Source organism: Mycolicibacterium litorale (assembly GCF_010731695.1).
Taxonomy (GTDB): domain Bacteria; phylum Actinomycetota; class Actinomycetes; order Mycobacteriales; family Mycobacteriaceae; genus Mycobacterium; species Mycobacterium litorale.
The window spans coordinates 2,620,700-2,645,433 of sequence record NZ_AP022586.1; the positions used below are offsets into that span (position 1 = coordinate 2,620,700).

General features: G+C 68.0%; 22 protein-coding genes and 2 pseudogenes. 6 read left to right on the forward strand and 18 right to left on the reverse strand.

Going from position 1 to position 24,734, the window contains the following annotated elements; translation table 11 throughout:
• Window positions 1–48 precede the first annotated feature (48 nt).
• From G6N30_RS12405 to G6N30_RS12425, 5 genes are read right to left on the reverse strand one after another with little or no spacing between them, the layout of a single operon-like run.
• Window positions 49–1,089 carry a TIGR03857 family LLM class F420-dependent oxidoreductase gene (locus G6N30_RS12405; RefSeq protein ID WP_166674582.1) on the reverse strand — a complete coding sequence of 347 codons (1,041 nt, stop codon included), beginning with the start codon at window positions 1,087–1,089 and terminating at the stop codon, window positions 49–51.
• Window positions 1,086–1,460: a nuclear transport factor 2 family protein gene (locus G6N30_RS12410; RefSeq protein ID WP_134053179.1), complete on the reverse strand. Its 375-nt coding sequence runs from the start codon at window positions 1,458–1,460 to the stop codon at window positions 1,086–1,088. Before G6N30_RS12410 ends, G6N30_RS12405 begins: the two co-directional genes overlap by 4 nt.
• Window positions 1,457–2,569: an alpha/beta hydrolase gene (locus G6N30_RS12415; protein ID WP_134053181.1), complete on the reverse strand. Its 1,113-nt coding sequence runs from the start codon at window positions 2,567–2,569 to the stop codon at window positions 1,457–1,459. Before G6N30_RS12415 ends, G6N30_RS12410 begins: the two co-directional genes overlap by 4 nt.
• On the reverse strand, window positions 2,566–4,185 hold the full coding sequence (locus tag G6N30_RS12420; protein WP_134053183.1) for a flavin-containing monooxygenase: 1,620 nt from the start codon (window positions 4,183–4,185) through the stop codon (window positions 2,566–2,568). The genes G6N30_RS12415 and G6N30_RS12420 overlap by 4 nt, the downstream gene beginning before the upstream one ends.
• On the reverse strand, window positions 4,182–5,210 hold the full coding sequence (locus G6N30_RS12425; protein ID WP_134053185.1) for an NAD-dependent epimerase/dehydratase family protein: 1,029 nt from the start codon (window positions 5,208–5,210) through the stop codon (window positions 4,182–4,184). The genes G6N30_RS12420 and G6N30_RS12425 overlap by 4 nt, the downstream gene beginning before the upstream one ends.
• Window positions 5,211–5,320: 110 nt before the next feature.
• Here G6N30_RS12425 and G6N30_RS12430 point away from each other — a divergent pair.
• Window positions 5,321–5,665, forward strand: a pseudogene (locus G6N30_RS12430) (Rieske (2Fe-2S) protein); the annotation flags it as partial.
• A gap of 35 nt (window positions 5,666–5,700) precedes the next feature.
• Entirely contained in the window at window positions 5,701–7,350 is a 1,650-nt protein-coding gene (locus G6N30_RS12435; protein ID WP_134053187.1) for a medium-chain acyl-CoA ligase Mig, read from the forward strand.
• Here the strand turns inward: G6N30_RS12435 and G6N30_RS12440 are convergent.
• Both G6N30_RS12440 and G6N30_RS12445 read right to left on the reverse strand, forming a co-directional pair.
• Window positions 7,347–8,552, reverse strand: a complete 1,206-nt coding sequence (locus tag G6N30_RS12440) for a cytochrome P450 (protein WP_134053189.1) — start codon at window positions 8,550–8,552, stop codon at window positions 7,347–7,349. The genes G6N30_RS12435 and G6N30_RS12440 overlap by 4 nt on opposite strands.
• Window positions 8,549–8,983 (reverse strand): annotated as a pseudogene (locus tag G6N30_RS12445) (aldehyde dehydrogenase family protein); the annotation flags it as partial. The pseudogene G6N30_RS12445 and the gene G6N30_RS12440, both read right to left, overlap by 4 nt.
• A gap of 117 nt (window positions 8,984–9,100) precedes the next feature.
• Here G6N30_RS12445 and G6N30_RS12450 point away from each other — a divergent pair.
• Window positions 9,101–10,315 (forward strand): CaiB/BaiF CoA transferase family protein, encoded by a 1,215-nt coding sequence (locus G6N30_RS12450; RefSeq protein ID WP_134055219.1) that lies wholly within the window; start codon window positions 9,101–9,103, stop codon window positions 10,313–10,315.
• A 22-nt stretch (window positions 10,316–10,337) separates the two neighbouring features.
• Window positions 10,338–11,483, forward strand: coding sequence for a thiolase family protein (locus G6N30_RS12455; RefSeq protein WP_134053193.1), 1,146 nt, complete (start codon window positions 10,338–10,340; stop codon window positions 11,481–11,483).
• Between the two features lie 114 nt (window positions 11,484–11,597).
• Here G6N30_RS12455 and G6N30_RS12460 read toward each other — a convergent pair whose 3' ends face one another.
• The 8 genes from G6N30_RS12460 to G6N30_RS12495 form a co-directional block, all read right to left on the reverse strand.
• Window positions 11,598–12,791 carry an acyl-CoA dehydrogenase family protein gene (locus G6N30_RS12460; protein WP_134053195.1) on the reverse strand — a complete coding sequence of 398 codons (1,194 nt, stop codon included), beginning with the start codon at window positions 12,789–12,791 and terminating at the stop codon, window positions 11,598–11,600.
• A complete protein-coding gene (locus G6N30_RS12465; protein WP_134053197.1) occupies window positions 12,792–13,844 on the reverse strand; it encodes an acyl-CoA dehydrogenase family protein in 1,053 nt (350 codons plus the stop codon).
• Entirely contained in the window at window positions 13,844–14,680 is an 837-nt protein-coding gene (locus G6N30_RS12470; RefSeq protein WP_134053199.1) for an amidohydrolase family protein, read from the reverse strand. The genes G6N30_RS12465 and G6N30_RS12470 overlap by 1 nt, the downstream gene beginning before the upstream one ends.
• Window positions 14,677–16,293 (reverse strand): acyl-CoA synthetase, encoded by a 1,617-nt coding sequence (locus tag G6N30_RS12475; protein ID WP_134053201.1) that lies wholly within the window; start codon window positions 16,291–16,293, stop codon window positions 14,677–14,679. Before G6N30_RS12475 ends, G6N30_RS12470 begins: the two co-directional genes overlap by 4 nt.
• Window positions 16,293–17,498, reverse strand: coding sequence for an amidohydrolase family protein (locus G6N30_RS12480; protein WP_134053203.1), 1,206 nt, complete (start codon window positions 17,496–17,498; stop codon window positions 16,293–16,295). Before G6N30_RS12480 ends, G6N30_RS12475 begins: the two co-directional genes overlap by 1 nt.
• Window positions 17,495–18,310, reverse strand: a complete 816-nt coding sequence (locus G6N30_RS12485) for an enoyl-CoA hydratase (RefSeq protein WP_134053205.1) — start codon at window positions 18,308–18,310, stop codon at window positions 17,495–17,497. The genes G6N30_RS12480 and G6N30_RS12485 overlap by 4 nt, the downstream gene beginning before the upstream one ends.
• Before the next feature lie 119 nt (window positions 18,311–18,429).
• A complete protein-coding gene (locus G6N30_RS12490) occupies window positions 18,430–19,227 on the reverse strand; it encodes an SDR family NAD(P)-dependent oxidoreductase (RefSeq protein WP_134053207.1) in 798 nt (265 codons plus the stop codon).
• A gap of 4 nt (window positions 19,228–19,231) precedes the next feature.
• The gene (locus tag G6N30_RS12495; RefSeq protein WP_134053209.1) at window positions 19,232–19,993 is read right to left on the reverse strand and encodes a crotonase/enoyl-CoA hydratase family protein; all 762 of its coding nucleotides are present in this window, start codon (window positions 19,991–19,993) and stop codon (window positions 19,232–19,234) included.
• 210 nt (window positions 19,994–20,203) lie between these two features.
• On the opposite strand from G6N30_RS12495, the gene G6N30_RS12500 reads away from it, so the two are divergent.
• Window positions 20,204–20,971 (forward strand): TetR/AcrR family transcriptional regulator, encoded by a 768-nt coding sequence (locus G6N30_RS12500; protein ID WP_179965584.1) that lies wholly within the window; start codon window positions 20,204–20,206, stop codon window positions 20,969–20,971.
• Here the strand turns inward: G6N30_RS12500 and G6N30_RS12505 are convergent.
• The 3 genes from G6N30_RS12505 to G6N30_RS12515 all read right to left on the reverse strand — a co-directional run bounded on the left by G6N30_RS12505 (window position 20,958) and on the right by G6N30_RS12515 (window position 23,803).
• Window positions 20,958–22,133 carry a thiolase family protein gene (locus G6N30_RS12505; RefSeq protein WP_134053213.1) on the reverse strand — a complete coding sequence of 392 codons (1,176 nt, stop codon included), beginning with the start codon at window positions 22,131–22,133 and terminating at the stop codon, window positions 20,958–20,960. The two genes, G6N30_RS12500 and G6N30_RS12505, sit on opposite strands and share 14 nt — an antisense overlap.
• Window positions 22,134–22,235: 102 nt before the next feature.
• The gene (locus tag G6N30_RS12510; protein WP_134053215.1) at window positions 22,236–23,123 is read right to left on the reverse strand and encodes an enoyl-CoA hydratase/isomerase family protein; all 888 of its coding nucleotides are present in this window, start codon (window positions 23,121–23,123) and stop codon (window positions 22,236–22,238) included.
• Entirely contained in the window at window positions 23,120–23,803 is a 684-nt protein-coding gene (locus G6N30_RS12515) for a hotdog family protein (protein ID WP_134053217.1), read from the reverse strand. The genes G6N30_RS12510 and G6N30_RS12515 overlap by 4 nt, the downstream gene beginning before the upstream one ends.
• Window positions 23,804–23,925: 122 nt before the next feature.
• Here G6N30_RS12515 and G6N30_RS12520 point away from each other — a divergent pair, with 122 nt between their 5' ends.
• A complete protein-coding gene (locus tag G6N30_RS12520; RefSeq protein ID WP_134053219.1) occupies window positions 23,926–24,726 on the forward strand; it encodes an enoyl-CoA hydratase-related protein in 801 nt (266 codons plus the stop codon).
• The last annotated feature ends 8 nt before the right edge of the window (window positions 24,727–24,734 follow it).

Genomic DNA, 24,734 nt, shown 5'->3' on the forward strand with positions numbered 1-24,734 from the left:
TTCGGCGTGCTCAGTCGCGCTGGGCGCGACCACGCACGCCGAAATCGCTCATGAGCGGCGGTAGGCCTCGACGATCGGCGCGAGTTCGTCGGGTGTCGCCCCGTGCATGATCAGCGCATCGGCGCCGTAGTCGAACTCCTTGCGGATCCGCTCGACGCACTGCTGGGCCGACCCGGTCGCCGCCGGGGCCAGCCATTCGCCGGGGATCAGCGTCGCGATGTGTTCGATCTGCTGGGGTGTGGCTTTGTGGTCGATCCCGCCGGGAATGGAGGTCACCACCTCGTCCTCCCGAAACCGTTGCAGCACTGCGGGATCCCAGTCGTTGGTCTTGACCAGCAGGTCGCCGTAGCCCTGCAGGTAAGTGGCGAGCCGGGCGACGGTCTTCTTCAGCCGCAACTCCTCGGGCAGGTGATCGCCGACCGTGGCGAAGCACGACCACACCCGCACGTTGGCCGGATCGCGCCCCGCCCGCTCCGCGGCGTCCTTCACGGTCTTCACGCACCGCTGCAGCGTCTCGGGGGTGAAGTAGGTGTGCAGGATGACGTCGTCGAAGGCACGCCCGCCGAGCGCGAGTGTCTGCGGCCCGAAGGCGACCAGGGCCAGCCTGATGTCCTCTTTGAAGTCCGGGTCGAGGAACAGCACCGGGTACTTGCCGAGCGGCCCGTCGTGGTTGAAGATCAGCTCACCCTGCCACAGGCGGCGCATCACCTGCGCGAAGTCCTCCATCTGCGCGGTCGTGACGGCCGGGATGCCGAAGGCGCCGTAGATGGCGCCGATGCCGCGGCCGATGCCGAGGGTGAACCGCCCGCCGGACAGCCGGTGCATGGTCGTCGCCCACGATCCGGTGATCAACGGGTGACGGGTGTTGTGATTGGTTGCCGCGGTGGCGATCTGCATCCGCTCGGTCACCGCGCACGCGGCACCGACCAGCGACGACGCCTCCTTGACGTTCCAGCGTTCGGAGATGAACGCCGTCCCGAAGCCGAGCTGCTCGCCGCGCCGCGCCTCGTCCATCAGGGTGGCGGGTCCGTCGCCGCCCGCCCCGGCCAGCAGGTAGTAGCCGAGCTCGTCGAGTGTGCCCTCAGTCAATGCCAGACCCCTTGTTTGTAGCCACAGTTCCAGACCTCGGTGATCCTGCCGTCGACGACGCGGAACACCTCCATGCTGCCGATCGTCGTCTGCGTCCCGTCCTTCAGGGTCATCGGCGACTGGTAGACGATCGCGACGTGTTCACCGTCGTCGCCGGCGACCACGAGGTTGAGCTCGAACCGCACGGTGTCGAACATCTCCCAGTGGTCGACGATCCGCCGCACCGCCTGCTCGTGGGTGAGTGTCGTCGCCTCCCCCACACCGTGCCGAATCACGGTGCGGCCCAGCAGTTCGTCGGCGAGCGCGAAGTCACGCTTGTTCCACACCGTCAGGTTATAGAGCTCGACGACGTGGCGGGCGGTCCGCGTCATGTCACCTCCCGGGACACCCGACGGAGGAAGCGTTCGGAAACCCGCTGCACCCGGCCGGAGAGGATGTGGCCGACATGGCTGCCGTCGTGCCAGTACAGTTCGCCGCCCCACCGCTGGTGCAGTTCCTCGGCCGGTGCGCGCATCGCCATGCGATCGTGCCAGGCGCCGACGATGAGCCGGCGTTCGGGCGGCGGCGCGGGCTGGACCGCCAGCAGATCCACCACCGACGACATCGCGGCCACGGGGCCGGAGGTCAAGACCTCCGCGGTGGCGTCCGCGGAAGGTCCCCACCGGCTCAGGTGGTGGGCGATCATCGCGTTGAGGCCGAAGATCGGCGTGAACACCGCGACGGCGTCGACCGTTCTCTCGAAGTGCGAGACCAGCGCGGCGACCGGACTGCCCATCGAGACACCGGACACGGCAAGAACAGTGGACTGCGGCACCAGCCACCGCACGAGGGCCCGCACCTCGGAGACGGCGCGCATCATGCCTGCGACGTTGCCCAGTGGGTCCATGTTCGGGTACGGCGGCCACTGGGATCTGCGCGCTCCGTGGCCCGGCTGGATGGGGAGGGCGATGTTGTACCCGAGGTCGCGCTGCACCCGCGCGGCTCGGGAGAGCACCAGGTCCAACGGTTGGCCTTGGCCGGCGCCGTGAATCCACACCAGCCACGGCCGCGGTTCGTCGCCGTCGCGGATCAGGTGCACCGCGGCGGTGGCCGTACCGGCGAGCCCGGCATCGACGAGGGTCGGTGGCAGCGCCGGGTCGTGGTCGAAACTGATCCGCTCGTAGCGCAGCCGGCCGAACCGCCGGCGCGACGACGAACGCACCCGCAGCGGGGTTGGTTCCGCATGCGCACGTTCGATGCCGAGTGCCGCCAGTTCCTCCGCTGCCGCCCCGCACGCGTCCGTCGATCTCACGAGGGCCGGTCCGGGGCCGGTGAGCGTCATCCCGGTCAGCGCCATCTCGTCGAGAGCCACCTCCCCCAGTCGCCGTATCCCGTTCGGAGAGAACACCGCACGGCCCGACCTCGCCACTTCGCGGTGGGCGCGCGGCAGCACCCCGGCGACATCGGCGACCGTCCGCCGAACGCGGTCGAGGGAGCTCATCCCAGCGTGAATCCGGAATATCCCGCGGCGGCGATCTCGTCGCAGCGCCGGCGGTACTCGGGTAGTCCGGCGGTGTAGCCCATGTACATCCGTTTCTTGCCGGGGACGTTCCCGCCGTTGTACCAGGAGTTGCACGACGGATGCACCAGCACGGTCGGCGCCACCAGGGCGGTGGTGTGTTCGATCCACTGGGTCTGCGCATCGGGCAGTGCCTCGATCGTGCGGTGACCGTGAGCGCGCATATAGGTCAGGCAGTCCACGATCCAGTCCACGTGCTGTTCGAGCGCGGCCACGAAGTTGGTTGCCGCGCTGGGACTTCCGGGCCCCTGGACGGTGAACAGGTTGGGGAAGCCGGCGACCTGCAACCCGAGGTAGGACACCGGCCCTTCGGCGGCCCACACGTCGCGCAACAGCACCCCGTCGCGCCCGCGGACGTCGATGCGGCTCAGGGCACCGGTCATGGCGTCGAATCCTGTCGCGTACACGATGACGTCGAGGCCGTAGTGGCCCTGCTCGGTGTCGATGCCCGAGGGTGTCACGGAACGGATCGCGCCTCGGCGCAGGTCGACCAGCGTGACGTTGTCCCGGTTGAACGTCTCGTAATAGCCCTGGTCGATGATCGGCCGCTTGCACGCGAACGGGTGGGTGGGCACCAGGGCGGCCGCCGTCTGCCGATCACGCACGATGCGGGCCACCGCCTCACCGTAGAGTTCGGCGGCCATCCGGTTGGCCTCGATGTCGAAGAAGACATCGCCCCAGTTCAGCGCGCCCATGACGCCGTGCTCGTCGACCGCCCGGCGCCGCTCCTCGGCCGAGGCGCTCTTCAGCGGCGGGCGGACCAGCATGTCGAGCAGCACCGAGAAGGCACTGAGCCGGGCCGCTCCCACCGGGTGTGCGCGCTGGGCCGCACGGATCTCGCCGTAGCGGGATTTGAGCTCGGCCAGCTCGCCGGGTGCGAATGGGCGGACCTGCCAGGGCAGCGTGTACGCCGGCGACCGTTGGAACACCACCAACTCGTCGGCTTCGCGTGCCACGACGGGAATCATCTGCACCCCGGTGGACCCGGTGCCGATCACCCCGATCCGCTTCCCGCGCAGGTCGGCACCGTCGCGGGGCCAGCGGCCGGTGAACAGTGAGGTGCCGCCGAACGTGTCCATGCCCGCGATGTCGGGTTCGAGGGGTACGGACAGGATGCCGGTCGCGGCGACGACGAACGGCGCGACGTAGCGGGCGCCTGCCGCCGTCTCCAGCGTCCATTCGGCGGTGTCCTGGTCGAACGTCATCGACACGATCTCTGTGTCGAACTCGATGTCGCGACGCAAATCGAGGCGGTCGGCCACGAAGTTCAGATACGCCTCGATCTCGGGTTGGGCCGGCATGGTCTCGGTCCACTCCCACTCCTGCTCGATCTCCGCGGAGAAGCTGTAGGAGTACTCGATGCTCTCGATGTCGCACCGCGCCCCGGGGTAGCGGTTCACCAACCAGGTGCCCCCGACGCCGTCCGCCCGCTCCACCACCAGGGTCCGCACGCCCAGTTCACGCAACCGGTGCAGGGCACAGAGACCGGAGAACCCGGCGCCCACGACCAGCACCTCGACGCGCGAGGCCTCGGTCACAGGGCGATCACCTGCTCGTTGCGGTCGCGGCGCTCGACGTAGAATCGCGCCGCGCGGCGGATCGCCTCCGCGGTGGGGCCGGGCCGCCAGCCGAGGTCCCTGGTCGCCTTGCCGTGGTCGGCGGGTGAGGTCAGCGCGATCAACCGGGCGGAGGCGGGGTTGACCGGGAAGTCGGTGCGCAACAGCCGGTTCGACGCACCCGCGATCGCCGCCGCGAGATGGACGAGCGCCATCGGCACACCGAACCGGGGTGGCTTCGCACCCACCGCCTCGGCCGCGATCGTGAACATCTCGCGCTGGGTCATGAAGCGCTCGGAGACGATGTACCGCTCACCGGTCCGGCCGCGGTCGGCGGCCAGCACGAGGGCCTGGGCGGCGTCGTCGATGTCCACCACTTCGGCCCCGACGCCGCGGATGTAGCAGGGCATCTTGCCGAACGCGACCAGCGCGACCAGGGCGCCCTGCCTGGGTTGCCAATCCGGCGGGCCGTACGGGTTCGACACGCACATCGCCACCGCCGGCAGACCACGCTCACGCGCGTAGCGCAGTACGAGGTCCTCCGCCTGGCGCCGGGACTCGATGTACGGGCCGCCCTTGCCGCTCCAGTTGAACGGTGTGTCCTCGTCGACCGTCTCGCCGTTCACGCCGACGGCGACGGTCCCGATGGTGCTCAGGAACACGAAGCGTCGCAGCTCCGCCCGCACCGCGATCTCCAGAACGCCACGCAGACCCTCGACGTTGGTCGCGAACAGTGGTGCCGGGTCTGCCAGGTGCGCCCTGGTGTCGACGACGCAGTAGAAGACCACGTCCCGGTCGTCCATTGCCGCCTCGACCGCCTCGGTGTCGAAGATGTCGCCGTACCGCCGTTCCACGTCGAGCCCGTCGATGCCTCGGGTGGAACTGCTGCGGCGCAACAGGACCCGGACGTCATCACCCTCGGCCACCAGCCGCCGCACCACCGCGGCACCCACATTTCCGCTCGCGCCGAGCACCAGTGCCCGCCGGCGCGCCGGTGTGCCGTCCATCCGCGGGTCCCATCTGTCGAAGCGCATTCGCGTGATCGGCGGGGATGTTACTGTAACTCTTACAGTAGTTGACCGAAACGCAGAAACTCCGATCGGATGGGTGCGGTATGTTGATCCACAGCCACTTCTCCGGGCTCGGCTTCGCGGTCAGCGTCTTCGAGGGCTCCTCGAACCATCGACTGATCTTCGCCTGCACCCCTGTCGACGACGAAGTGTCCGACATGTTCTATTCGATCTGGTGGCCGAAGGTCGCCGGGGACTCCTCCGACGCCCCGCCCGAGGACGTGCGCGCGCGGGTGGAGAAACAGTTCCTGCGCACCGTTTGGGACGATCTGGACATCTGGCGGTATCAGCGCTACGTGGAGCGCCCCGCGCTGGCGAAGATCGACGCGAAACCCTATATGGCGATGCGCGAGTGGGCCAAGCAGTTCTACGACGTGCCCGCCTCGGTATGAGGGTCCGCCTCGCGGAGTTGGATGCAGGAGGTTCGATGCAATTCACCGTGCCCGAGGTCGCCGACGTGGTGGCCGCGGCGCTACCCGACCGCGAATACGTGGTGCAGGGCGCGCGACGCCTCACCTTCGCCGACACCGTCGCGCGGTCGAATCGTCTGGCGTCGTTCCTGCACGGCGCCGGATTGGGTTGCCACACCGAACGATCGGAGCTGCGCGGCCACGAGACCGGACAGGATCTGCTCGGCATCTACGCCCACAACGGCAGCGCATACGTGGAGGGGCTCCTCGGCGCCTTCCGCGCGCGTGTGGCCCCCTTCAACGTCAACTACCGCTACGTCCGTGACGAGCTGCGATACCTACTCGACGATGCCGGCGCCACCGCGTTGCTCTATCACGCGACATTCGCGCCGCGCCTCGCCGAGGTGCTGCCGGATCTGCCTCGCTTGCGCACCCTGATCCAGATCGCCGACGGCTCCGGTCACGAACTGCTGCCGGGCGCAGTCGATTACGAGTCGATCGCCGAAGATGGCCCCTCGGCGCCGCCGCCGGTCCACCCCTCCCCCGACGATCTCTACGTCCTCTACACCGGAGGTACCACCGGGATGCCCAAGGGGGTATTGTGGCGCCAGCACGACATCTTCATGACCGCATTCGGCGGCCGCTCGCTCTACGGCGGTGACACGGTCTCCTCACTCGACGGCATCGCCGAGCGTGCGGCGGCCAACCCGGGCACCACACTGCTGATCCTGCCGCCGCTGATGCACGGGGCTGCCCAGTGGGCGGTGATGACCGCGCTGACCACCGGCCAGACGGTGGTGTTCACCCCAGTTGCCGACCGGCTGGACCCGCAGGACGTCCTGCGCACGATCGAGCGGGAGAAGGCGGCGGTGGTGACGGTCGTGGGCGACGCGATGGTCCGGCCGCTGGCCGATGCCCTCGAGAAATCCCTCGCGCGTGGCGAAACCGACGTGTCGTCGCTGGCGGTCATCGCCAACGGGGGTGCGTTCCTCACCCCGACGACCAAACAACGCGTCATCGGTCTGCTGCCGAATGTGATGATCGTCGATGGTGTGGGGTCATCGGAGACCGGTGCGCAGATGACCCACCTGTCGATGAGCGGCACGGTCGCGACCGGGACGTTCAACGCGGGCCCCGACACGTGCGTGCTCGCCGAGGATTTCAGCACCGTGCTGCCGTCCGGCCACGACGGGCTCGGCTGGCTGGCCCAGCGCGGCTATGTTCCGTTGGGGTACAAGGGAGACGCCGCCAAGACCGCCACGACCTTCCCCGTCGTCGATGGCGTCCGGTACGCGGTGCCGGGCGATCTGGCCCGCCACCTCGAGGGCGGTGTGATCGAACTGCTGGGCCGCGATTCGGTGACCATCAACTCCGGGGGCGAGAAGATCTTCGCCGAGGAGGTCGAGATCGCCCTGGCCTCCCATCCGGCAGTCGAGGATGTCCTGGTCGCCGGGCGGCCCGACGACCGCTGGGGCCAGCAGGTTGTGGCGGTGGTCGCCCTCGCCGAGGGCGCCCGGGTCGGCGCGAAGGAGTTGATCGAGCACGCGGCCGCCACCATCGCGCGCTACAAACTGCCCAAGGCGGTGGTGTTCCGCAAGACCATCCAGCGCAGTCCGGCAGGCAAGGCCGACTACCGGTGGGCCCGCGAACAGGCGGTCAACGGCTAGGGCAGCACGCGCACCGGGACGTGCTGCCAGCCGGCGACGTTCTGCATGTTGACCCGTCGGCACCGCTGGAAGGAGACCTCGTACCGCGGCATGAAGTCGGCCATCTTCTCCAGTGCGACGGCGCTTTCCATCCGCGCCAGTGCCGCGCCCAGACAGCTGTGGATGCCGTAGCCGAAGCCGAGGTTCTGCGCCTGTGTGCGGTCACGGTCGATGTCGAAGGTGTCCGGATCGGTCCACGCCTCGGCATCGCGGTTGGCCGACCCACCGATCAGGAAGACCGGCTTGCCCGCCGGAATCGTCACCCCGTGCAGGGTGACGTCCGTGCGCGAACAGCGGACGTTGTACTGCGCCGGAGCTTCGTAGCGCAGTAGCTCCTCGACCGCGGCGGGGATCTTGCTGCGGTCGTCGAGCAGCGTGCGCCACTGTTCCGGGTTGCGCGCGAAGACCACTGCGGCGTTGCCGATCAGCTTGGTCACGGTCTCCGCACCTGCGCCGCCCAGCAGCATGGCGAACTGGGTGATCTCGATGTTGTCCAGCGGGCCGTGTTCACCGTTCTCGCGCTCGATCTCGGCGGTGATGAGCCTGCTCAGCAGGTCGTTCCCGAGGTCGCGCCGCCGTTCCTTGGTCAAGCGGTAGAGGAAGACCGCCATCTCGGTGCCGGCCTGGATGCCCCGTTCGCCCATCTCGACCTCACCGGGTTCACGATGCAGGAAATCGTCGACCCACATCCGCATCTGCTGACGGTGCTCGGCGGGCACCCCGATCATTCGGCTGATGATCTCGATCGGGAACAAGGCCGAGAAGTCCTGCACCAGGTCGAATCCCCCGGGATCGACCGCGGACAGGCAGTCGTCGATCACCTCCTCGACCATCGGTCGCAGCGACTGAACGGCTCGGGGGGTGAACACCTTGTTGAGCAGGCTGCGCATGTGCCGGTGTTCCGGTGGGTCCATCATGATGATCGACTTGTGCGGCGGCGGAGACTCGTTGCGCACCATGGCAAGATCGACTCCGCGGGCCGACGAGTAGGTCGCGAAGTCCTTGAAGGCGGCGGCCACGTCGGCGTGGCGGCTCAGCGCGTAGAAGTCGTATTCGTCGCTGTAGTACACCGGGGCTTCTTCCCGCATCCGCCGGTACGTCTCGTACGGCCCGTTGAAGAACTCTTCGGAGAACGGATCGAAAACCACTGTGGACAGGGTCATGTCAACCTCTTCGGTGTTCGGCCGAGCCGGTGGCGGGTGCGGGAACGGGCCCGGCGCAGCGCGAGGTCGGCACCCAGGCGCATGGGCCCGGTGAACGGCATCGCCGCGCGTCCGGTGATGCTGAACGGCAGGTCGCTGCCGACCACCGATCGGTGATGGCTGAACGTGTCGAAACCCGCCTTGCCGTGGTAGGCGCCCATCCCGCTGCGCCCGACGCCGCCGAACGGCGCGGCGGACGGGATCATCTGCGCGGCGAAGTCGTTGCGCGCGACCCCGCCACTGCGGGTGGTGCGCACGAAGGTGCGGAACTGCGTGTCGTCGGGTCCGTACCAGTACGCCACCAGCGGTGGGGGCCGCCGGTTGATGTGGTCCACCGCCTCGGCCGGCCGGCGGTATCCGCGGACCACGAGCACCGGACCGAAGACCTCCTTTCACCGGACCTCCTATATGATCGCAAGCGTGCGGGCAACTGTAACTATTACAGTATCGCAACTCGGAGCCGCCGTCCCCGCCGTCGAGCAAGTGAGGAGCACTCGGTGATCAAGGTGATGGAGGGCGTGCGCGTCCTGGAGGTCGCACAGTTCACCTTCGTTCCCGCCGCGGGCGCCATCCTCGCCGACTGGGGCGCCGACGTCATCAAGGTGGAGCACCCCGTGCGCGGCGACACCCAGCGCGGCTTCATCAACATGGGCGGATTCCAACTCGACCCCGCCCGGCATCCGCTGATCGAACACCCCAACCGCGGTAAGCGCAGCGTCGGCATCGACGTCTCGAAGCCGGAGGGACAGGAAGTCCTCTACGAGCTCGCCAAGACCGCCGATGTCTTCCTCACCAATTACCTGCCGGCTCAACGGCAGAAGAACAAGTTCGACCTCCAACACATCCGTGCGGTCAGCCCCGACATCATCTACGCCCGCGGCAGCGCCTACGGCGACAAGGGGCCCGAGCGTGACGTCGGCGGTTTCGACGGCACCGCCTTCTGGACGCGCAGCGGAGTGGGACATGCTTTGACGCCCGAGGAGATCGGCGGCGCGCTGTGCCAGGGCATTCCGGCGTTCGGCGACTCGATCGGCGGGATGAACATCGCGGGCGGGATCTCGGCCGCACTGTTTCACCGGGAGCGCACCGGTGAGGCGGTCGAACTCGACGTGTCGCTGCTGAGCACGGCCTGGTGGGCAGGTGGGGCGAGCATGACACAAGGCATGGAAACCGGCGAGGCGATGCGATCGCTGATGCCGGATGCCGCGGGTCCGAGCGTGAACCCGTTCATGGCCAACTATCTGACGTCGGACGGCGGGACGATCAACCTGTGCATCGTCAGCCCGACCGGCTACATCCGCGACGCGTTCGAGCACCTCGGGCTTCCGGAGTTGGCCGATGACCCGCGGTTCTGCGATGTGATGCCGCTGATCGAGAACGCGGCGGCCGCCGTCGAACTCATCAGAGACTCGATTCGCAGCAAGCCGTTCGAGTATTGGCGCCAGCACCTGAAGACGATGAAGGGCCAGTGGGCGCCGTTCCAGGGATTCCTGGACCTTGCCACTGACGAGCAGGCCGTCGCCAACGACATGATCGTCGAGGTCGAGGCCGCCGATGGCGGTAAGCCGTTCAGGGTGGTTCGCGGTCCCGTGCAGTTCAACCACGAACCGCTTGAGACCACGCGTGCGCCGCAGGCGGGCGAACACACCGAGCTGGTGCTGATGGAGATCGGCATGGACTGGGACCGCATCGAAGAGCTCAAGGACGCCGGCGCCATCGCCTAGGCGGGATCACGGAGGATGCACGATGAATGACGTCGCCATCATCGGCGTTGGCCTGCACCCGTTCGGCCGGTTCGAGGGCAAGTCCGCGATGCAGATGGGCGTCGACGCCATCTTCGCCGCCGTCGCGGACGCCGGTGTCGAGTGGCGCGACATCCAGTTCGCCACCGGAGGCAGCTGGACCGTCGCCAACCCGGACGCGATCGTCGCCATGGTGGGCCTGTCGGGGATTCCGTTCACCAACGTGTTCAACGCGTGCGCCACCGCGGCGAGCGCACTCAAGACGTGCGCGGATGGAATCCGCCTGGGCGACTACGACATCGGCATCGCCATCGGGCTCGACAAACATCCGCGCGGTGCGTTCACCGAGGATCCGGCACTGGTCGGGATGCCGTCCTGGTACGCCGAGAACGGCCAGTACCTGACCACGCAGTTCTTCGGAATGAAGGCCAACCGGTACCTGCACGACCACCAGATCTCACCGGCGACGCTGGCGAAGGTGGCCGCCAAGAACTTCCGCAACGGCGCCATGAATCCGAACGCGTTCCGGCGCACCCCGATGTCCGAGGAGCAGATCCTCGGTTCGGCGATGCTGAACTATCCGCTGACGCAGTACATGTTCTGCGCGCCCGACGAGGGCGCCGCCGCGGTGGTGATGTGCAACGCCGACATCGCTCACCGCTACACCACCAAGCCGGTGTATGTGCGGGCGGTGGAGGTGCGTACCCGGCGTTACGGCGCCTACGAGGTCAATACGACTTTCGCACCCGTCGAGGAGGACGTGGCGCCCACCGTGTACGCCGCCAGGGCGGCGTTCGAGAAGGCCGGCATCGCTCCCGATGACGTCGACGTCGTCCAGTTGCAGGACACCGACGCCGGCGCTGAGCTCATCCACATGGCCGAATGCGGGTTCTGCGCGCACGGTGAGCAGGAGAAGATGCTGGCCGACGGCGACACCGAGATCGGGGGCCGGTTGCCGGTCAACACCGACGGCGGATTGATCGCCAACGGTGAGCCGATCGGCGCGTCGGGGCTGCGTCAGATCCACGAGCTGGTGCGGCAGTTGCGGGGGGAAGCGGGTGACCGGCAGGTGTCGGGGACGCCCCGTGTCGGGTTCGCCCAGCTCTACGGCGCCCCGGGCACCGCGGCGGCGACGGTGGTGACGCGGTGACGCGGTGACGGCAAGGTGCGCCATGCCGAGCGCCCGCGAGACTACGGTTCCTGACGGATTTCACGCGAATTCGGTCAACAACCGTAGTCTCGGCGCACACGGCCGTGGAAACCGTCAGGACGCCTTCTTGACCGGCGGCGAGTAATTCGGCTTGCCCAGCCCGAGTGCGTACTGGGCGATCATGTTGCGGAACACCTCCAGGGTGCCGCCGTAGATGCCCACCAGCGGCGCGAAGCGGTACACGTATTCCGTGCCACCGTCGTCGGCCGCGCCGTCGGTGCCGACCGGCAGCGACGAGGCCACCCCGAGGATGTCCATCAGGTCCGGCGAGATGTCGCGCATCGTCTGCGCGATGGCCACGCGCCCGAAGATGCTCGGGGCGCTCAGCGCGGCCTCCATACGGGCGGCGCTGCGTCCCAACCGATAGGCGACCGACCGGTCGTCCAACAGCCTGCGGCCGTCGGGACCCGATTCGCCGACCCTGCCGGCCACGCGGTCCAGCGCGTCGGCCATGAACCCGGCCTGGTGCATCATGATCGAGACGTCGGCCAGACCGTCATCGGCGGCGGCGACCGCGCCGTGTTCGGCGTTGAGCGGTTCGCGCAGCACCGTCCAGCCACCGTTGACCTCGCCGAGGCGGTAGCGGTCGTCGACCCGCACGTCGCTGTAGTAGACGATGTTGGTGCGGTCGCCGTCGACGGTACGGATGCCCTGAATCTCGATCCCTGGCGTGTCGAGCGGGACCAGGAACATCGTCAGGCTCTGGTGTTTGGGCGCGGTCGGGTCGGTGTTGGTGATCAGGAAAACGTACTGGCAGTTGTGCGCCCCGGTCGTGAACATCTTGGCGCCGTTGATGATCCACTGATCCCCGTCGCGCACCGCCCGTGTCTTGCACGTCGCGATGTCCGATCCGCCTTCGGGTTCGGTGTAGCCGAGGCAGAGCCGGACGTGTCCGCTGAACACCCGCGGCAGCACCTCGTCGCGCACCTCAGCAGTGGCGAACTTGTCCACCGACCGCGCCACCATCGCCGTCGTCCCCCACGTCACCCACGGCACGTGGAATCGGCGCTTCTCCTGCTCCCAGATGCGTCGCCGGACCCGGCTGAATCCGCCGTCGGCTTCGGCCTTCCACTCGCGTTCGAGGTATCCGGCCGCCCCGAGGGCAAGATGGACGCCCTCGTCGAAGTTGTCGCCGGTTTCGCGGTCGCGCCGTTTGACCTCTTCGGTCACGAGGTCACCCAGCAGCGCCCGGACCTCGTCGTGGAACCGCCGGTCCTCGTCGGACAGTTCGATGCGGGAGAAATCCATCTAGCTGCTCCGTCCCGCGCGGCTCTCGCGATCGGCGACGATCGCCGCGATGCGCTGCGCGGCAAGGCCCGGGTCACCGCCGGCCAGCGGCCAGCCCCGCGCCCGCACGAGATACGCCGTCGCGGCGGCTTCCGCGGACACTCCGAGACCACCCTGAACGTGCACGGCCATGGTGGCGGCCTTCGCGGCCTCCTCGGCCATGAACACGAACGCCGACGGCGCCAGCTCCGGCCGCTCCTCGGGTTCGTTGTCGAGGAACCACGCGGCTCGCCGCACGAGGTTGCGGCCGCCCTGCACGACGATCGCGATGTTGGCCAGCGGGTGCGAAATTCCCTGCAGCGTGGAGATCGGCACCCCGAGCGTGTAGCGGGTCTTGGCGAACTCGGCGGCGATGGTCATCGTCTCCTCGACCAGTCCGACCAGTGCGGCAGCGGTGAGCAGCCGCCACTCTGTCAGCGCGCGGTCATAGGCGGCCGCCGCCTCCGCGCCCGCGCCCAGCACGGTGCGACTGTCGGCCGCGGCCGGATCCACCCACGCCATCGGCAGCTTGCCGATGTTGTCCACGCGCGCGGGCCGGGTGCCGAAACCCAAGCGCACCACCTTGTCTTCCTCGCGCACGAGGAGGTGATCGGCGATCGATCCACCGGCGATGAGCCGTACGCCCGGGGCGGCGTCGAGCCGCAGATCGAGTGCCGCGATCTGCTCCCCGCCGACAATCCCGGAGTCCAGCCCGCCGAGCGCGGCGAGCAGGCGTGCGGCCACCACGTGCTCGATCCACGGAACCGGGGCGAGGCTGCGGCCGATCTCCTCGGCCACCAGCGTGAGGTCGACCAGCGTCGCCCCGTCGCCGCCCGCCGACTCGGGCAACGCCATGGTGGTCGCACCCATCGCGCACAGGCGTTCCCACAGGCTCTTGTCGAACCCGGATGCTTCTGCGGCGCGGACGGTTTCGATCGGGCAGTGGGTCTTGAAGAACTGCCGGTAGGCGGTCTGCAGGTCGACGTGGTCCTCGGAGAGGCTGTAGTCGAGCCTGCGCAGTTCGTAGCGGTCCATCACAGCTCCTGTCCGGAGAAGAAGAACTCCTGGGCGTTGGTGCGCAGGTACTTCTCGAGCACCCCGGCCGGCAGGTCCAGGGCGGCCGCTTCGGGCACCACCCGGCGCATGCGTAACACCGGCCAGTCCGAGCCGAAGATGACCTTGTCCGGCCCGCGCGTACGCATGTAGTGCAACAGGCTGTCCGGCAACCGTTTCGGCGACCAGGCCGATGTCATCAATCGCAGGTTGCGGTACTTCATTAGCAATCGGATCGCGACATCCCACCACGGGTCGGCGCCGTGGATCATGCACAGTTTGAGTTCCGGGAACCGCACGCAGACCCGGTCGAGGTGGATCGGGTTCTGCACCTCCCCCGGGATGGGTGGGCCCGGCAGGCCGGTGTTGACACACAGGGGCAGACCGAGTTCGGCGCACTTGGTGTAGAGCGGGTAGTAGACGGCATCGCTGGGCGGGTACTGTCCGTCGCCCCAGAAACTCGGCCCCACCACGGCGTAGACGACCGGCAGATCGCGGGCGACGGCCGCCAGGTCCCGCAAGGCGGGAATCGGTCGCAGCAGGTCGACCCCACCCATTGCCAACGCGAACCGGTCGGGGCGGGCGTCGACGAATTTGCGTGCGGTGACCGACGGTCTGGTGAGGTTGTCCATCAGGATCGCCGTGGCCACGCCCTGTTCGTCCATCTCGTCGAGCAGTTCGGACAGGTCGACCGGCGCGAACATGGACTGCGGTCCCTTGAAGTAGTCGTCGCGCACTTTCAGCATCCACGACGGCTGCTGCTCGGTCTCGCCGAAATGGACGTTGACCAGACAGTCGATGGTCCCGGTGGGTGTCACGCCGGCGTCACCTCCCGCCGTGCCGCGCGTTTGGCCCAACGGTAGTCGGCCTTGCCGTTGCCCAGCCGCCGCACCTGATCTACCACGACGAACTCCTTGGGAACCTTGAATCCCGCCAGACGCCCGGCGCAGTGTGCGTGCAGACGCTCGTCGGCGACGCCGGTTGCGGTGTCGGCGAATGCGATCAGCGCGACGACCTCTTCGCCCCAACGCTGGCTCGGACGGCCCACGACCAGCGCATCGGCCACGCCGGGGTAGGCGCGCACGACCTCTTCGACCTCCTCGACGAACACTTTCTCCCCGCCGGTGTTCACCACCAGCGAGTCACGACCGAACAGCCGCAGTGTCCCGTCGTCTGCCAGGGCGCCGCGGTCCCCGGAGATCACCACTCGCCTGCCGTCCACGTCCGGGAAGGTCCTGCGTGTGCCTTCCGGATCGTCGAAGTAGCCCAACGGAATCCGCCCGGTGCGGGCGACCCAGCCGAGTTCCTGCTCCCCCGGGTGCAGGAATCGGCTGTAGTCCTCGGCGAGCACGAGCGCCCCGTCACGCAGTTCGAAAGTGTCCTTGGTGTCGCCGCGCCGGCTGCGGCCGAATCCGACGTTGCCGGTCTCCGACGATCCGTACCCGTTGACCAGGGTGATGCCCGGGAGCATGTCCAGCAACGCCTGCTGATGGCGCGGATTGGTCGCCGCACCCCCGGTCGCGACGGCGAACAGCGACGAGAGATCGTAGGAGTTGCGATGCAGTTCCGCGACGAGCGGGCCGGCGTAGGCGTCGCCGACCATGGTCATCAGCCCGACCTTCTCCCGTTCGACAGTCTCCCACACCGTCTTCGGATCGAACGCGGTCCGGTTGTCGTAGAGCACCACGGTCTGCCCGCTGAGCACTCCGGCGAACGCGGTCCACATGCCCGCCGCGTGCATCAGCGGGGACACCGCGAACCAGGGCGGACCGGCATGGCGGACCTTCTCCGCGATCTTGGTGGCGTCGGAGTGGTCCGCACCGTTCATCGATACGACGTAGGTGTCGCACTGCCGCCACAACACACCTTTGGGGCGGCCGGTGGTCCCGCCGGTGCACATCATCACCAGGTCGTCGGGAGACGGCGCGATGGTCTGTGGGACCACGCTTTCCGACAGGGCATCTGCCAGTGTGACCGCCGAGGGCAGTTCGGGGACCGCGCTGCTGTCGTCGACCGAGAGCCAGAGCGCGTCGGCAGGCAACACGTCGGCGAACTTCGCTCCCAGTGAGCGGTGGTAGATGACCGCCGCCGGTTTCACGTACTCGAGGAGGTCGAGCACTTCCCGCGGCGTGTAGTGGAAGTTCACGTTCACCGGCACCGTGCGGGCTTTCAGGCAGCCGATCACCATGTCGGGATAGAGATCGTTGTGCATGATCAGCGCTACGCGGTCCTGGCCGCATTCCCAGTTGGCCAGGGCGTGGCGCTCGCGGTGGGCGCCGAGGCCTCGCCCGGCGAGGAAGTGGGCCAGCCGGCGGCTGCGGTCGGCGGTGTCGGCGAAGGTGCTTCGGCGCTGCCCGCACACCGTCATCAGGCGATCGGGGACGGCCTCGGCGATGGCGTCGAGCACTGCGCCGATGGTCCACTCGCTCATCAGCGCGCCGCGACGTTGACGCCGATCAGGTCCAGTGCGTTGTCCCGCATCACTTTCCGGGTGTCCTCGGCACTGAATTCCGGGAACTGCGGGATGTCCGCGGTGAAGGCCATCGGGTCGGCCAGCCCCTCGCCGTGCGGCCAGTCCGAGCCGAACAGGATCCGGTCCACCCCGATGGTCTCGGCGAGCAGTTTCACGTCGTCCTCGTAATAGGGCGCGATCCAGACGTTGTTCTTGAGCTGCTCGACCGGGTCTTCCGTGTAGTGGTACGGCGCGGTGTTGGCGGACTTCTTCAACCGCTTGATCAGCCGATAGACGAAGTAGGAGCCGTTCTCGATGCTGGCCACCTTCAGCTTCGGGTGCCTGGTGAACACCTGGTGGACGATCATCGACGCCATCGCATCGTGAATGGCGCGGTCGTCCAGCAGCACCTGCTCGAGCGGATCCTTCTTGCCGAACCCCTCGAACGTCGCCTTGCCGCCCCACAGCGCCGCGATCGCGAGGTATCCGCTGTCGGACAGGTGGAAGATCACCGGCACACCGGCTTCGGCCAGGCGGGCCCACACCGGATCGTGTGCGGGGTCCCCGAGCGACCGCGGTTTGACCAGCCCGGGCACCGGTGCCGGCCGCACGCAGACGATCTTGGCGCCGCGCGCGAGCACGAACTCGACCTCGTCGATCGCCTTGGCGGGGTCGGCCAGCGAGATGATCGGCGCGGACAGGAACCTGTGGTCGGGGCGGTCGAAACCCCAGTCCTCGTCGAGCCACAGATTGAACGCGTGCACCGAGGCCATGGTCGCCTCGATGTCGTGTTTGAGCGCCTCCTCGACGCCGCAGGCAAAGGTCGGGAGCATGAACACGGTCTCGAGGTTCTGCTTGTCGAGGATCTTCACCCGGGCGTCGCGGTGCTGATACTCCGGGTGATCGCTGAGCCGGTCGACTTTCATCAACGACGCCGGGTCGACGCCCTCGGGGATCTCGCCGCGGAACAGCAGATCCAGGCAGCCCGGCTCGATGATCGGATCGAACGTCGGGTTGGGGATGAAGTGGTTGACGACCCCACCCATCACCGCGAGCGTGCGCTTACCGTCTTGGACCATCTGGACCCCACGGCGTTTGAACTCCTTGGGCAGGTGGCGCGTGAACGCGTCGAGCGGTTCGTAGTAGTGGTTGTCGACGTCGATCGCCATGTAGTCGAGCGTCATCGGAGTTCCTCCTGCAATACCGGGAAGTTCGGCGGCCGTTTCTCGAGGAAGCTCACGATTCCCTCGACGACGTCGGGACGCAGCAGCGATTCGCCCATCAGTTTCTCCGCTCTGGCGCTGGCGTCGACGACGTCGCGTTCGGCGTCGCCGTAGGTCTGTGCCTTGATGATCGCCAGTGAGGCCGGCGAGCAGTGCGCGGCGATGTCTTCGGCGTATTCCATGGCGCGGGCCATGAGCAGATCCGGCGCGACGACGTCCTTGACCAGCCCGAGGTGCGCCGCCTCGTCGGCGTAGAACGTCCGCCCGGTCAGCAGCAGATCCATGGCGGCGCCGAACCCGACGAGCCGCGGCAGGATCCACGAGATCCCGTACTCGGCGATCAGGCCGCGCCGCGCGAAGGCGGTCGCGAACTTCGCGCCGTCGGCGGCGAACCGGACGTCGCACATGAGTGCGTGAGTGAGGCCGATCCCGACACAGGCGCCGTTGATCGCCGCGATGACCGGCTTGCGCAGCGCCGTCAGGAAGTGCGGATGCCGCTCCCCGACGATCTTGCTGACGTCCGGCGCCTCTCCGTCCCCGTTACCCAGCGAGTCGCCGATGCCCGACATCGAACCCAGGTGTGCGCCTGCGCAGAACGCCCGGCCGCTGCCGGTGAGCACGATCGCGCGCACCGCGGGGTCCGTTTCGGCACGGTCCATCGCCGCGTAGAACCCCGACGAGATGTCACCACCCCAGGCGTTGAGCCGTTCGGGACGGTTCAACGTGACCACGGCGACGCCCGCCGGGGTGACCTCGTAGAGGACGGCCTCCACCGCATCAGCTCCTCGTCAGCACGAATCCCGCCAGCAGGTACTCATACTGTATAACTATCGGTAGCGGCTTCCGCAATACCCGGAGCGCGGCTGTTTGCGCAGGCGAAAGCGGTTGCTGCTCAGGTGAAGTCGCTGCCGCCGTCGACGTTGATGTTCGCCCCCGTCATGTACGAGTTGCGCCGGGAGGCAAGGAACGCCGCGACGGGGCCGATCTCCGACGGCAGACCGGCCCGCGGCAGGTGCGCGGGATGCCCGAAGTGTTCGGTGATGGCGTCCATCAGCCGGTACGGATCGCTGCCGTCCACGCCGATCGCCTCCGCCCATCCGGTGAGCGCTTCCGAGGCGATGCTGCCCGGCGACACGACGTTGACCAGGATCTCGTCGGCGGCCAGCGACAGCGACAGGTTCTTCGACACACTGGTGACCATCGCCTTCGCCGCCGTGTAGGCGGGCAATGTGGCGCTCTGGCGCTGCGTCGACTGGGCGGAGAAGTTGACGATGCGGGCCCACGATGCGTTGCGCAACAACGGGAGTGCCGATCGCACGCACCGCACCATGCCCAGCACACCGTCTTCGACCGCGGTTCGCCATTGGTCGTCGGTGAGTGACTCGAAATCCCCGCGGACGTCCGGTCCAACGGTGTTGACCAGGACGTTCAGCGCGTCCCCCCACCGCTGCGCCAGCTCGGCGAACGCGCTGTCCACCTGCTCACCGTCGCGCACGTCGGCGACGATGCCGATGGCGTCAGGACTTCCGCAGCCGGTGAGTTCGGCCGCGGCGCGGGACAGCGCCTCCGCCGTGCGGCCCACCACCGCCACCTTCGCGCCGTCCTCGGCGAGGCACCGGGCGGTGGCCAGACCCATCCCGCGGCCTCCGCCGACCACCACCGCGGTCGCGCCGGCCAGTCCGAGGTCCACCGGGTCAGGTACCGGTCCAATTCGGTGCCCGCTTCTCCGCGAACGCGATGGCACCCTCTTTCGCGTCGTTCGACGAGAACACCGGGATGATGAGTTCCATTTGCCGCGACCACATCTCGGATTCGCTCCACTCCGCGGAGCGGACCAGGATCTCCTTGGTCACGGCCACGGCCAGCGGACCGTTCGCGGTGATGCGTTCGGCGAGTTCGATGGCGCCGGCCAGCGCCTGCCCCGGTTCGGTCACCTTGTTGACGAAACCCCACGCCGCACCCTGTTCGGCGGAGAAGCTCTCACCGGTAAGGGCCAGTTCGAGCGCCTTCTGGTACGGGATGCGCCGCGGCAGCCGCAGGAGGCCCCCGCCCGCGGCGACCAGTCCGCGCTTGACCTCCGGAATGCCGAACTTCGCCGCACTCGACGCCACCACGAGGTCGGTGGCCAGCACGACCTCGGTGCCGCCCGCGAGTGCATACCCTTCGACCGCGGAGATCAGCGGCTTGCGCGGCGGCTTCTCGGTGAATCCGATTCCGCGCCCCGGGATGTCGACCCGCTCGCCCGCCGCGAACGCCTTGAGGTCCATCCCCGCGCAGAAGTTGCCGCCCGCTCCGGTCAGCACGGCAACGGAAAGGCTTGTGTCGCTGTCGAGTTCGTCGACCGCGTCCGCCAGCCCCTTGCTGACCGCGAAGTTGACCGCGTTGCGGGCCTCCGGCCGGTTGATGGTGATGATCAGTGTGCGCCCCTGGCGCTCCACGAGAACCTCGTCTGCCACCCGTTCGCCTTTCGCTGCCCGACTATCGCCAGAAAAGCGTACTATATGGCTTACTGTTGAGGGGCGGTGCGTGCCGATGATGCTTCTGCCAACGCTCGATGGCGAGCCGGCCGGTAGGGTCGACGGCAACGGTCGGCCCGAGGCCCCGGTGTGGAGCCGCAGATCACACTGCCACGGCCGGTAAATTCCCACACTCGGTGTCGAACGTCGATGGAGGTGCCCGCTGTGGCCAAACAAGCGACCGCGCAGAAGCGGCCGCGCCGTGAGCGCGGGTCGATCAATCCCGAGGACATCATCAAAGGCGCGTTCGAACTCGCCGAAGAGGTGTCGATCGACAACCTCAGCATGCCGTTGCTCGGCAAGCATCTCGGCGTCGGCGTCACGAGCATCTACTGGTATTTCCGCAAGAAGGACGACCTCCTCAACGCGATGACGGATCGGGCGTTGCGGCAGATCGTGTTCGAGTCACCCTATGTCGACGCCGCGAACTGGCGGGAGTCGCTGCACAGCCACGCGCACAACATGCGCAAGACCTTCATGACCAGCCCCATTCTGTGTGATCTCGTGCTGATCCGCGGAGCGCTGTCCGCCAAGGCGTTGCGGCTGGGTCTCGAGCAGATGGAGGCCGCGGTGGCCGGGCTCGTCGAAGCGGGCCTGTCCCCCGAGGACGCATTCGACACTTACTCCGCGGTGTCCGTGCACGTCCGGGGGTCGGTGGTGCTCGCGCGCCTGTACGAGAAGACCCGATCGCTCGACGGCCCGGACTTCAGCGCCGGGGAAGCAGCCACCATCGACTCCGAGACCATGCCGCTCATGGCGGCCCTGAGCGCCAAGGGTCATCACATCGGGGTGCCCAACACGATGAACTTCGAATACGGGCTCAACTGCATCCTCGACCACGCCGCCCGCCTCATCGACGAGGGCAGGCCGGCGAAGAAGGCGTCCGCACGACGGAAGACCTCGGCTACACCTCGATGACGACCGCGCCGCCCTGGCCGCCACCGGCGCACATCGCGGCGACACCGATGCCGCCACCCCGCCGCTGCAGTTCGTAGACCAGCGTGGTGACCATGCGAGCGCCGGACGCCGCGATGGGATGGCCCAGACTGCAACCACTTCCGGAGAAGTTGACCTTCTCCTCGTCCAGGCCGTACTCACGGCACGCCGCGATGGGCACCGACGCGAACGCCTCGTTGATCTCCCACAGCGCGACGTCGCCCGGGGTGAGCCCGGCCCGGTCCAGCACCTTGCCGATGACCTTGACCGCGCCGAGCCCGGTGTCGCGCGGCGCCACGCCCGCCGACGCCCACGCACGCACCTTCGCCAGCACCGACAGGCCCTCGGCCTCGGCGTACCCACGCTCGACGAGCACGGTGGCCGCCGCCGCGTCGTTGGTTCCGCTGCTGTTGCCCGCCGTGATCGAGAAACCCTCGATCTCGGGATGGAGCACCTTGAGGCCGGCCAGCTTCTCCGCGGTGGTGTCCCGGCGCGGATGCTCGTCGACGCTGAAGTCGACCACCGTGCCGTCGGGCTGTTCGACCTTCAGCGGGACGATCTCGTCGACGAACTTCCCCGCGTCCATCGCGGCGATCGCGCGCTGATGCGACCGCGCCGCCCATGCGTCCATCTCCTCTCGGGTGATGCCCGCGGCCTGCGCGGTATTCCACCCGACGGTGATCGACATGTCACGGGTCGGCGCGTCCGGGGTCTCGACGTGGGTGGGTGGCATCCAGCGCTCCTCGAACTTCAGTTCGGGACCGGGGATGCGCCAGTTCACCAGCGGCGTCATCGACAGCGACTGCACGCCTCCGGCCACCAGCACGCGCTCCATACCGGACCCGATCTGCGCCGCGGCGTTGCCGATCGCGGTGAGGCTGCCCGCGCAGTGCCGGTTGACCGACTGACCGGGAACATGCTGGAGACCCGTGGCGTCCGCCGCGTAGCGCGCGAGATCGCCTCCGCCGTAGTGGGATTCGGCGAAGATGATGTCGTCGATCGCGTTGGGGTCCACCCCGGAGCGCCGGATGACCTCGGGCAGCACCGTGGTGATCAGCGTTTCCGGCGGAGTGTTCACCAGCGTGCCCTTGAAGGACCGTCCGATGGCTGTGCGAACGGCGCCGACGATGACGGGTGTGGACATGTTCTCGACCTCGGTGTGTCAGGCCGTCACGGCGGCGGGTGCAAACTGGCGGTGTTTACAGAAACGGTATCAGTTGTAAGGCGACCGCACTACCGCCAGGGGTCACTCGACGTCGGGTTCGGGCACGTGGAAGTGCTCGTCACGCAGCCGGAACGCCTCTCTCGTTCCGTGCTGGGCACGGGTCTTGACGAAGTTGAACTCACCGGGGGCGAACTGCAGGTTGGTCCCGTAGGCGTGGAACAGGTAGCCGGCCACCTCCTCGCCCTGATAGGCCTGGCTCTGCTCGACCAGGCGGAACGCCTCTTTGGCGATCACGACGCCGTCGGCAGGCATCTTCGCGGCCTTCTCTGCCCAGTAGCGCGCGCGGGCGGGTACGGCGGAGGCGGCACAGGTTTCGGTGAACACCCCGAGGTGCTCGACAGCGCCTGCCTCGATGATGTCGCCGGTCAACAGCAGTCGGCGGGCCAGCACCGGACCGAGCCGATGGAAGAACATGTGCAGGCTGCCGAGCGCGGGTCCGAGGAAGCGGGTCGCGGGCATGCCGATCCTGGTGTCACGGCCGATCACCGAGATGTCGGTCATCAGTGCCATCTCGAAACCGCCGCCGAGTGCGAAGCCGCTGATCTCGCCGACCGTCACCTTCGGGAAACCCAGCAGATCGTGGTAGAAGCCGAACGACTTGCGGTCCACGGCGAGCCGCCTGCGCTGGCTCGGCCGGGTCCTGGCAGGTGCCTCACCGTGCTCTTGTCCGCCATACCAGCCGTACGCGTTGTTCATGTCGGCGCCGGTGCTGAACACCCCTTCGGCGCCGCGCAACAGCACGACGGTCAGATCGTCGTCCTCGGCGACGGTGTCGAGGTGGCTCGCGAGCGTCTCGCGCATCGCCGCGTCATAGGAGTTGCGTTGCGCGGGGTTGTTGAGCGTGATCGTCGCGATCCGCTTCTCGCGGTCGACGTCGAGGAGCACACGGTCATCGGAGATCGCCGTCATGGCGCTGGTTCCTTCCCTGTGGCCGGTCGGCTCTGCGGCCGCCGCGCCCCGAACCGCGCCCCGACGAGCCGCTCGGGCGGCAGCGCCACCGTGGTGGCCTCCCCCGTGCACAGCAGCTCGTCCTCGAGGCGTAGGTGTGCAATGGACGTGATCCCGCGTTCGGCGGTGGTCCTCTCGATCTCGAACCGCAGCTCCGTCAGTAACGGCGTGGGCCTGCGGTAGGTCAGGTTCAGTGACCGGGTTTTACCGGAAAGCCCGGTTGCGCAGTTGTGGTGCTGGATGACGCAGTCGAAGAACACCGCCAGGAAACCGCCGTGGACCAGCCCCGGTGGACCCTCGTAGGGCAGCGGGAAGCTCACCCGGCCCGCTGCTGCGGTCCCGTCGATGTGGTCGAGGCGGTAGGCCGGGAAGCAGGGGTTGAACGCCCCGCAGTCGTAGGCGTGATCGAGATACACCCGACGCTCGTCACCGAGGTCGTCGCCGACGCGGGGTGCGGCGTCGGCCGGCGCGACCGCGCTCAGTTCGCGTTCCCACGTGGCCAGCCGGGCGGTCATCTCGTCGACGGCGGGGTGCGGGTGCTCGAGCGCCAGCAGCACACCGGTCACGCGCCGGAGTGCAGCGGCTGCGGCGACCGTCTGGGCCAGCGGCTGTTCACCGAACCGGACTACGGGCTGGTCCATCCGCCGCCTCTCGTCGGTCCGATCCGTTCCGCGCACCGGCATTACTTGCTAACTTGTACAGGATATCAATCGAATTGCCTACTGTATGGCCAACCGTAATCCGAGAGAGAGACGACCGAACGGTGAGCGACGACGGCTCGGTACGCACCCACCGCGAGGGTGCGGTGCTGCACCTCACCCTCGACCGTCCCGGACGGCGAAATGCGTTGACGCACAGTATGACCTACGCGCTCATCGAGGCTCTGACCGCAGCCGCCACCGATGACACGCTGCGCGCGCTGCACATCACGGGGGTCGGCGACGATTTCTGCGCCGGCGCCGACTGGCTGGCCACCAACGCGGGCACACACGAGCGCCCGCGCACGGCCGATCTGGTGCGCCGCATCCCGCACACGTCGCACCGCGTCGTCGAACTCGTCCATCACATCCATCTGCCTGTGGTGTGCAGTGTCCGCGGCTGGGCGGTGGGCCTCGGCTGCAATCTGGCGCTGGTCGCCGACTTCGCGGTGGCCGCCGAGGACGCGGTCTTCTGGGAGCCGTTCACCTGTCGCGGCTTCAGCCCGGATTCCGGGGCTTCGTGGTTGCTCCCCCGGTTGATCGGCGTCGCGCGCGCCAAGCGGATGCTGCTGCTCGGCGAGAAGGTCGGCGCCGCCGTCGCCGCCGACTGGGGCCTGATCCACCAGGCGGTGCCACGAGACGAGCTCGACGCGATGGTGAACGGGCTGCTGGCCCAGCTGGCGGCCGGCCCCACGGTGGCGCTGGGCCTGGCCAAACAGGCCATTCACCACGGACAGCACACCACCTTGGAGCAGACCATGACCCAGGAGCTGTTCAATCTCGAACTTTCCTGCCGCACCTCCGATTTCAAGGAAGGGCTGGCAGCGTTCCGGGAGCGCCGCACACCCGATTTCCACGGCCGGTGAAGGGAAGA

Bases quoted from the DNA above. Each gene is read 5' to 3' on its own strand.
- G6N30_RS12410 (WP_134053179.1), bottom strand. From the start codon at position 1,460: ATGACGCGGACCGCCCGCCACGTCGTCGAGCTCTATAACCTGACGGTG.
- G6N30_RS12415 (WP_134053181.1), bottom strand. From the start codon at position 2,569: ATGAGCTCCCTCGACCGCGTTCGGCGGACGGTCGCCGATGTCGCCGGG.
- G6N30_RS12425 (WP_134053185.1), bottom strand. From the start codon at position 5,210: ATGGACGGCACACCGGCGCGCCGGCGGGCACTGGTGCTCGGCGCGAGC.
- G6N30_RS12435 (WP_134053187.1), top strand. From the start codon at position 5,701: ATGCAATTCACCGTGCCCGAGGTCGCCGACGTGGTGGCCGCGGCGCTA.
- G6N30_RS12440 (WP_134053189.1), bottom strand. From the start codon at position 8,552: ATGACCCTGTCCACAGTGGTTTTCGATCCGTTCTCCGAAGAGTTCTTC.
- G6N30_RS12450 (WP_134055219.1), top strand. From the start codon at position 9,101: ATGGAGGGCGTGCGCGTCCTGGAGGTCGCACAGTTCACCTTCGTTCCC.
- G6N30_RS12455 (WP_134053193.1), top strand. From the start codon at position 10,338: ATGAATGACGTCGCCATCATCGGCGTTGGCCTGCACCCGTTCGGCCGG.
- G6N30_RS12460 (WP_134053195.1), bottom strand. From the start codon at position 12,791: ATGGATTTCTCCCGCATCGAACTGTCCGACGAGGACCGGCGGTTCCAC.
- G6N30_RS12465 (WP_134053197.1), bottom strand. From the start codon at position 13,844: ATGGACCGCTACGAACTGCGCAGGCTCGACTACAGCCTCTCCGAGGAC.
- G6N30_RS12475 (WP_134053201.1), bottom strand. From the start codon at position 16,293: ATGAGCGAGTGGACCATCGGCGCAGTGCTCGACGCCATCGCCGAGGCC.
- G6N30_RS12480 (WP_134053203.1), bottom strand. From the start codon at position 17,498: ATGACGCTCGACTACATGGCGATCGACGTCGACAACCACTACTACGAA.
- G6N30_RS12500 (WP_179965584.1), top strand. From the start codon at position 20,204: ATGGAGGTGCCCGCTGTGGCCAAACAAGCGACCGCGCAGAAGCGGCCG.
- G6N30_RS12505 (WP_134053213.1), bottom strand. From the start codon at position 22,133: ATGTCCACACCCGTCATCGTCGGCGCCGTTCGCACAGCCATCGGACGG.
- G6N30_RS12510 (WP_134053215.1), bottom strand. From the start codon at position 23,123: ATGACGGCGATCTCCGATGACCGTGTGCTCCTCGACGTCGACCGCGAG.
- G6N30_RS12515 (WP_134053217.1), bottom strand. From the start codon at position 23,803: ATGGACCAGCCCGTAGTCCGGTTCGGTGAACAGCCGCTGGCCCAGACG.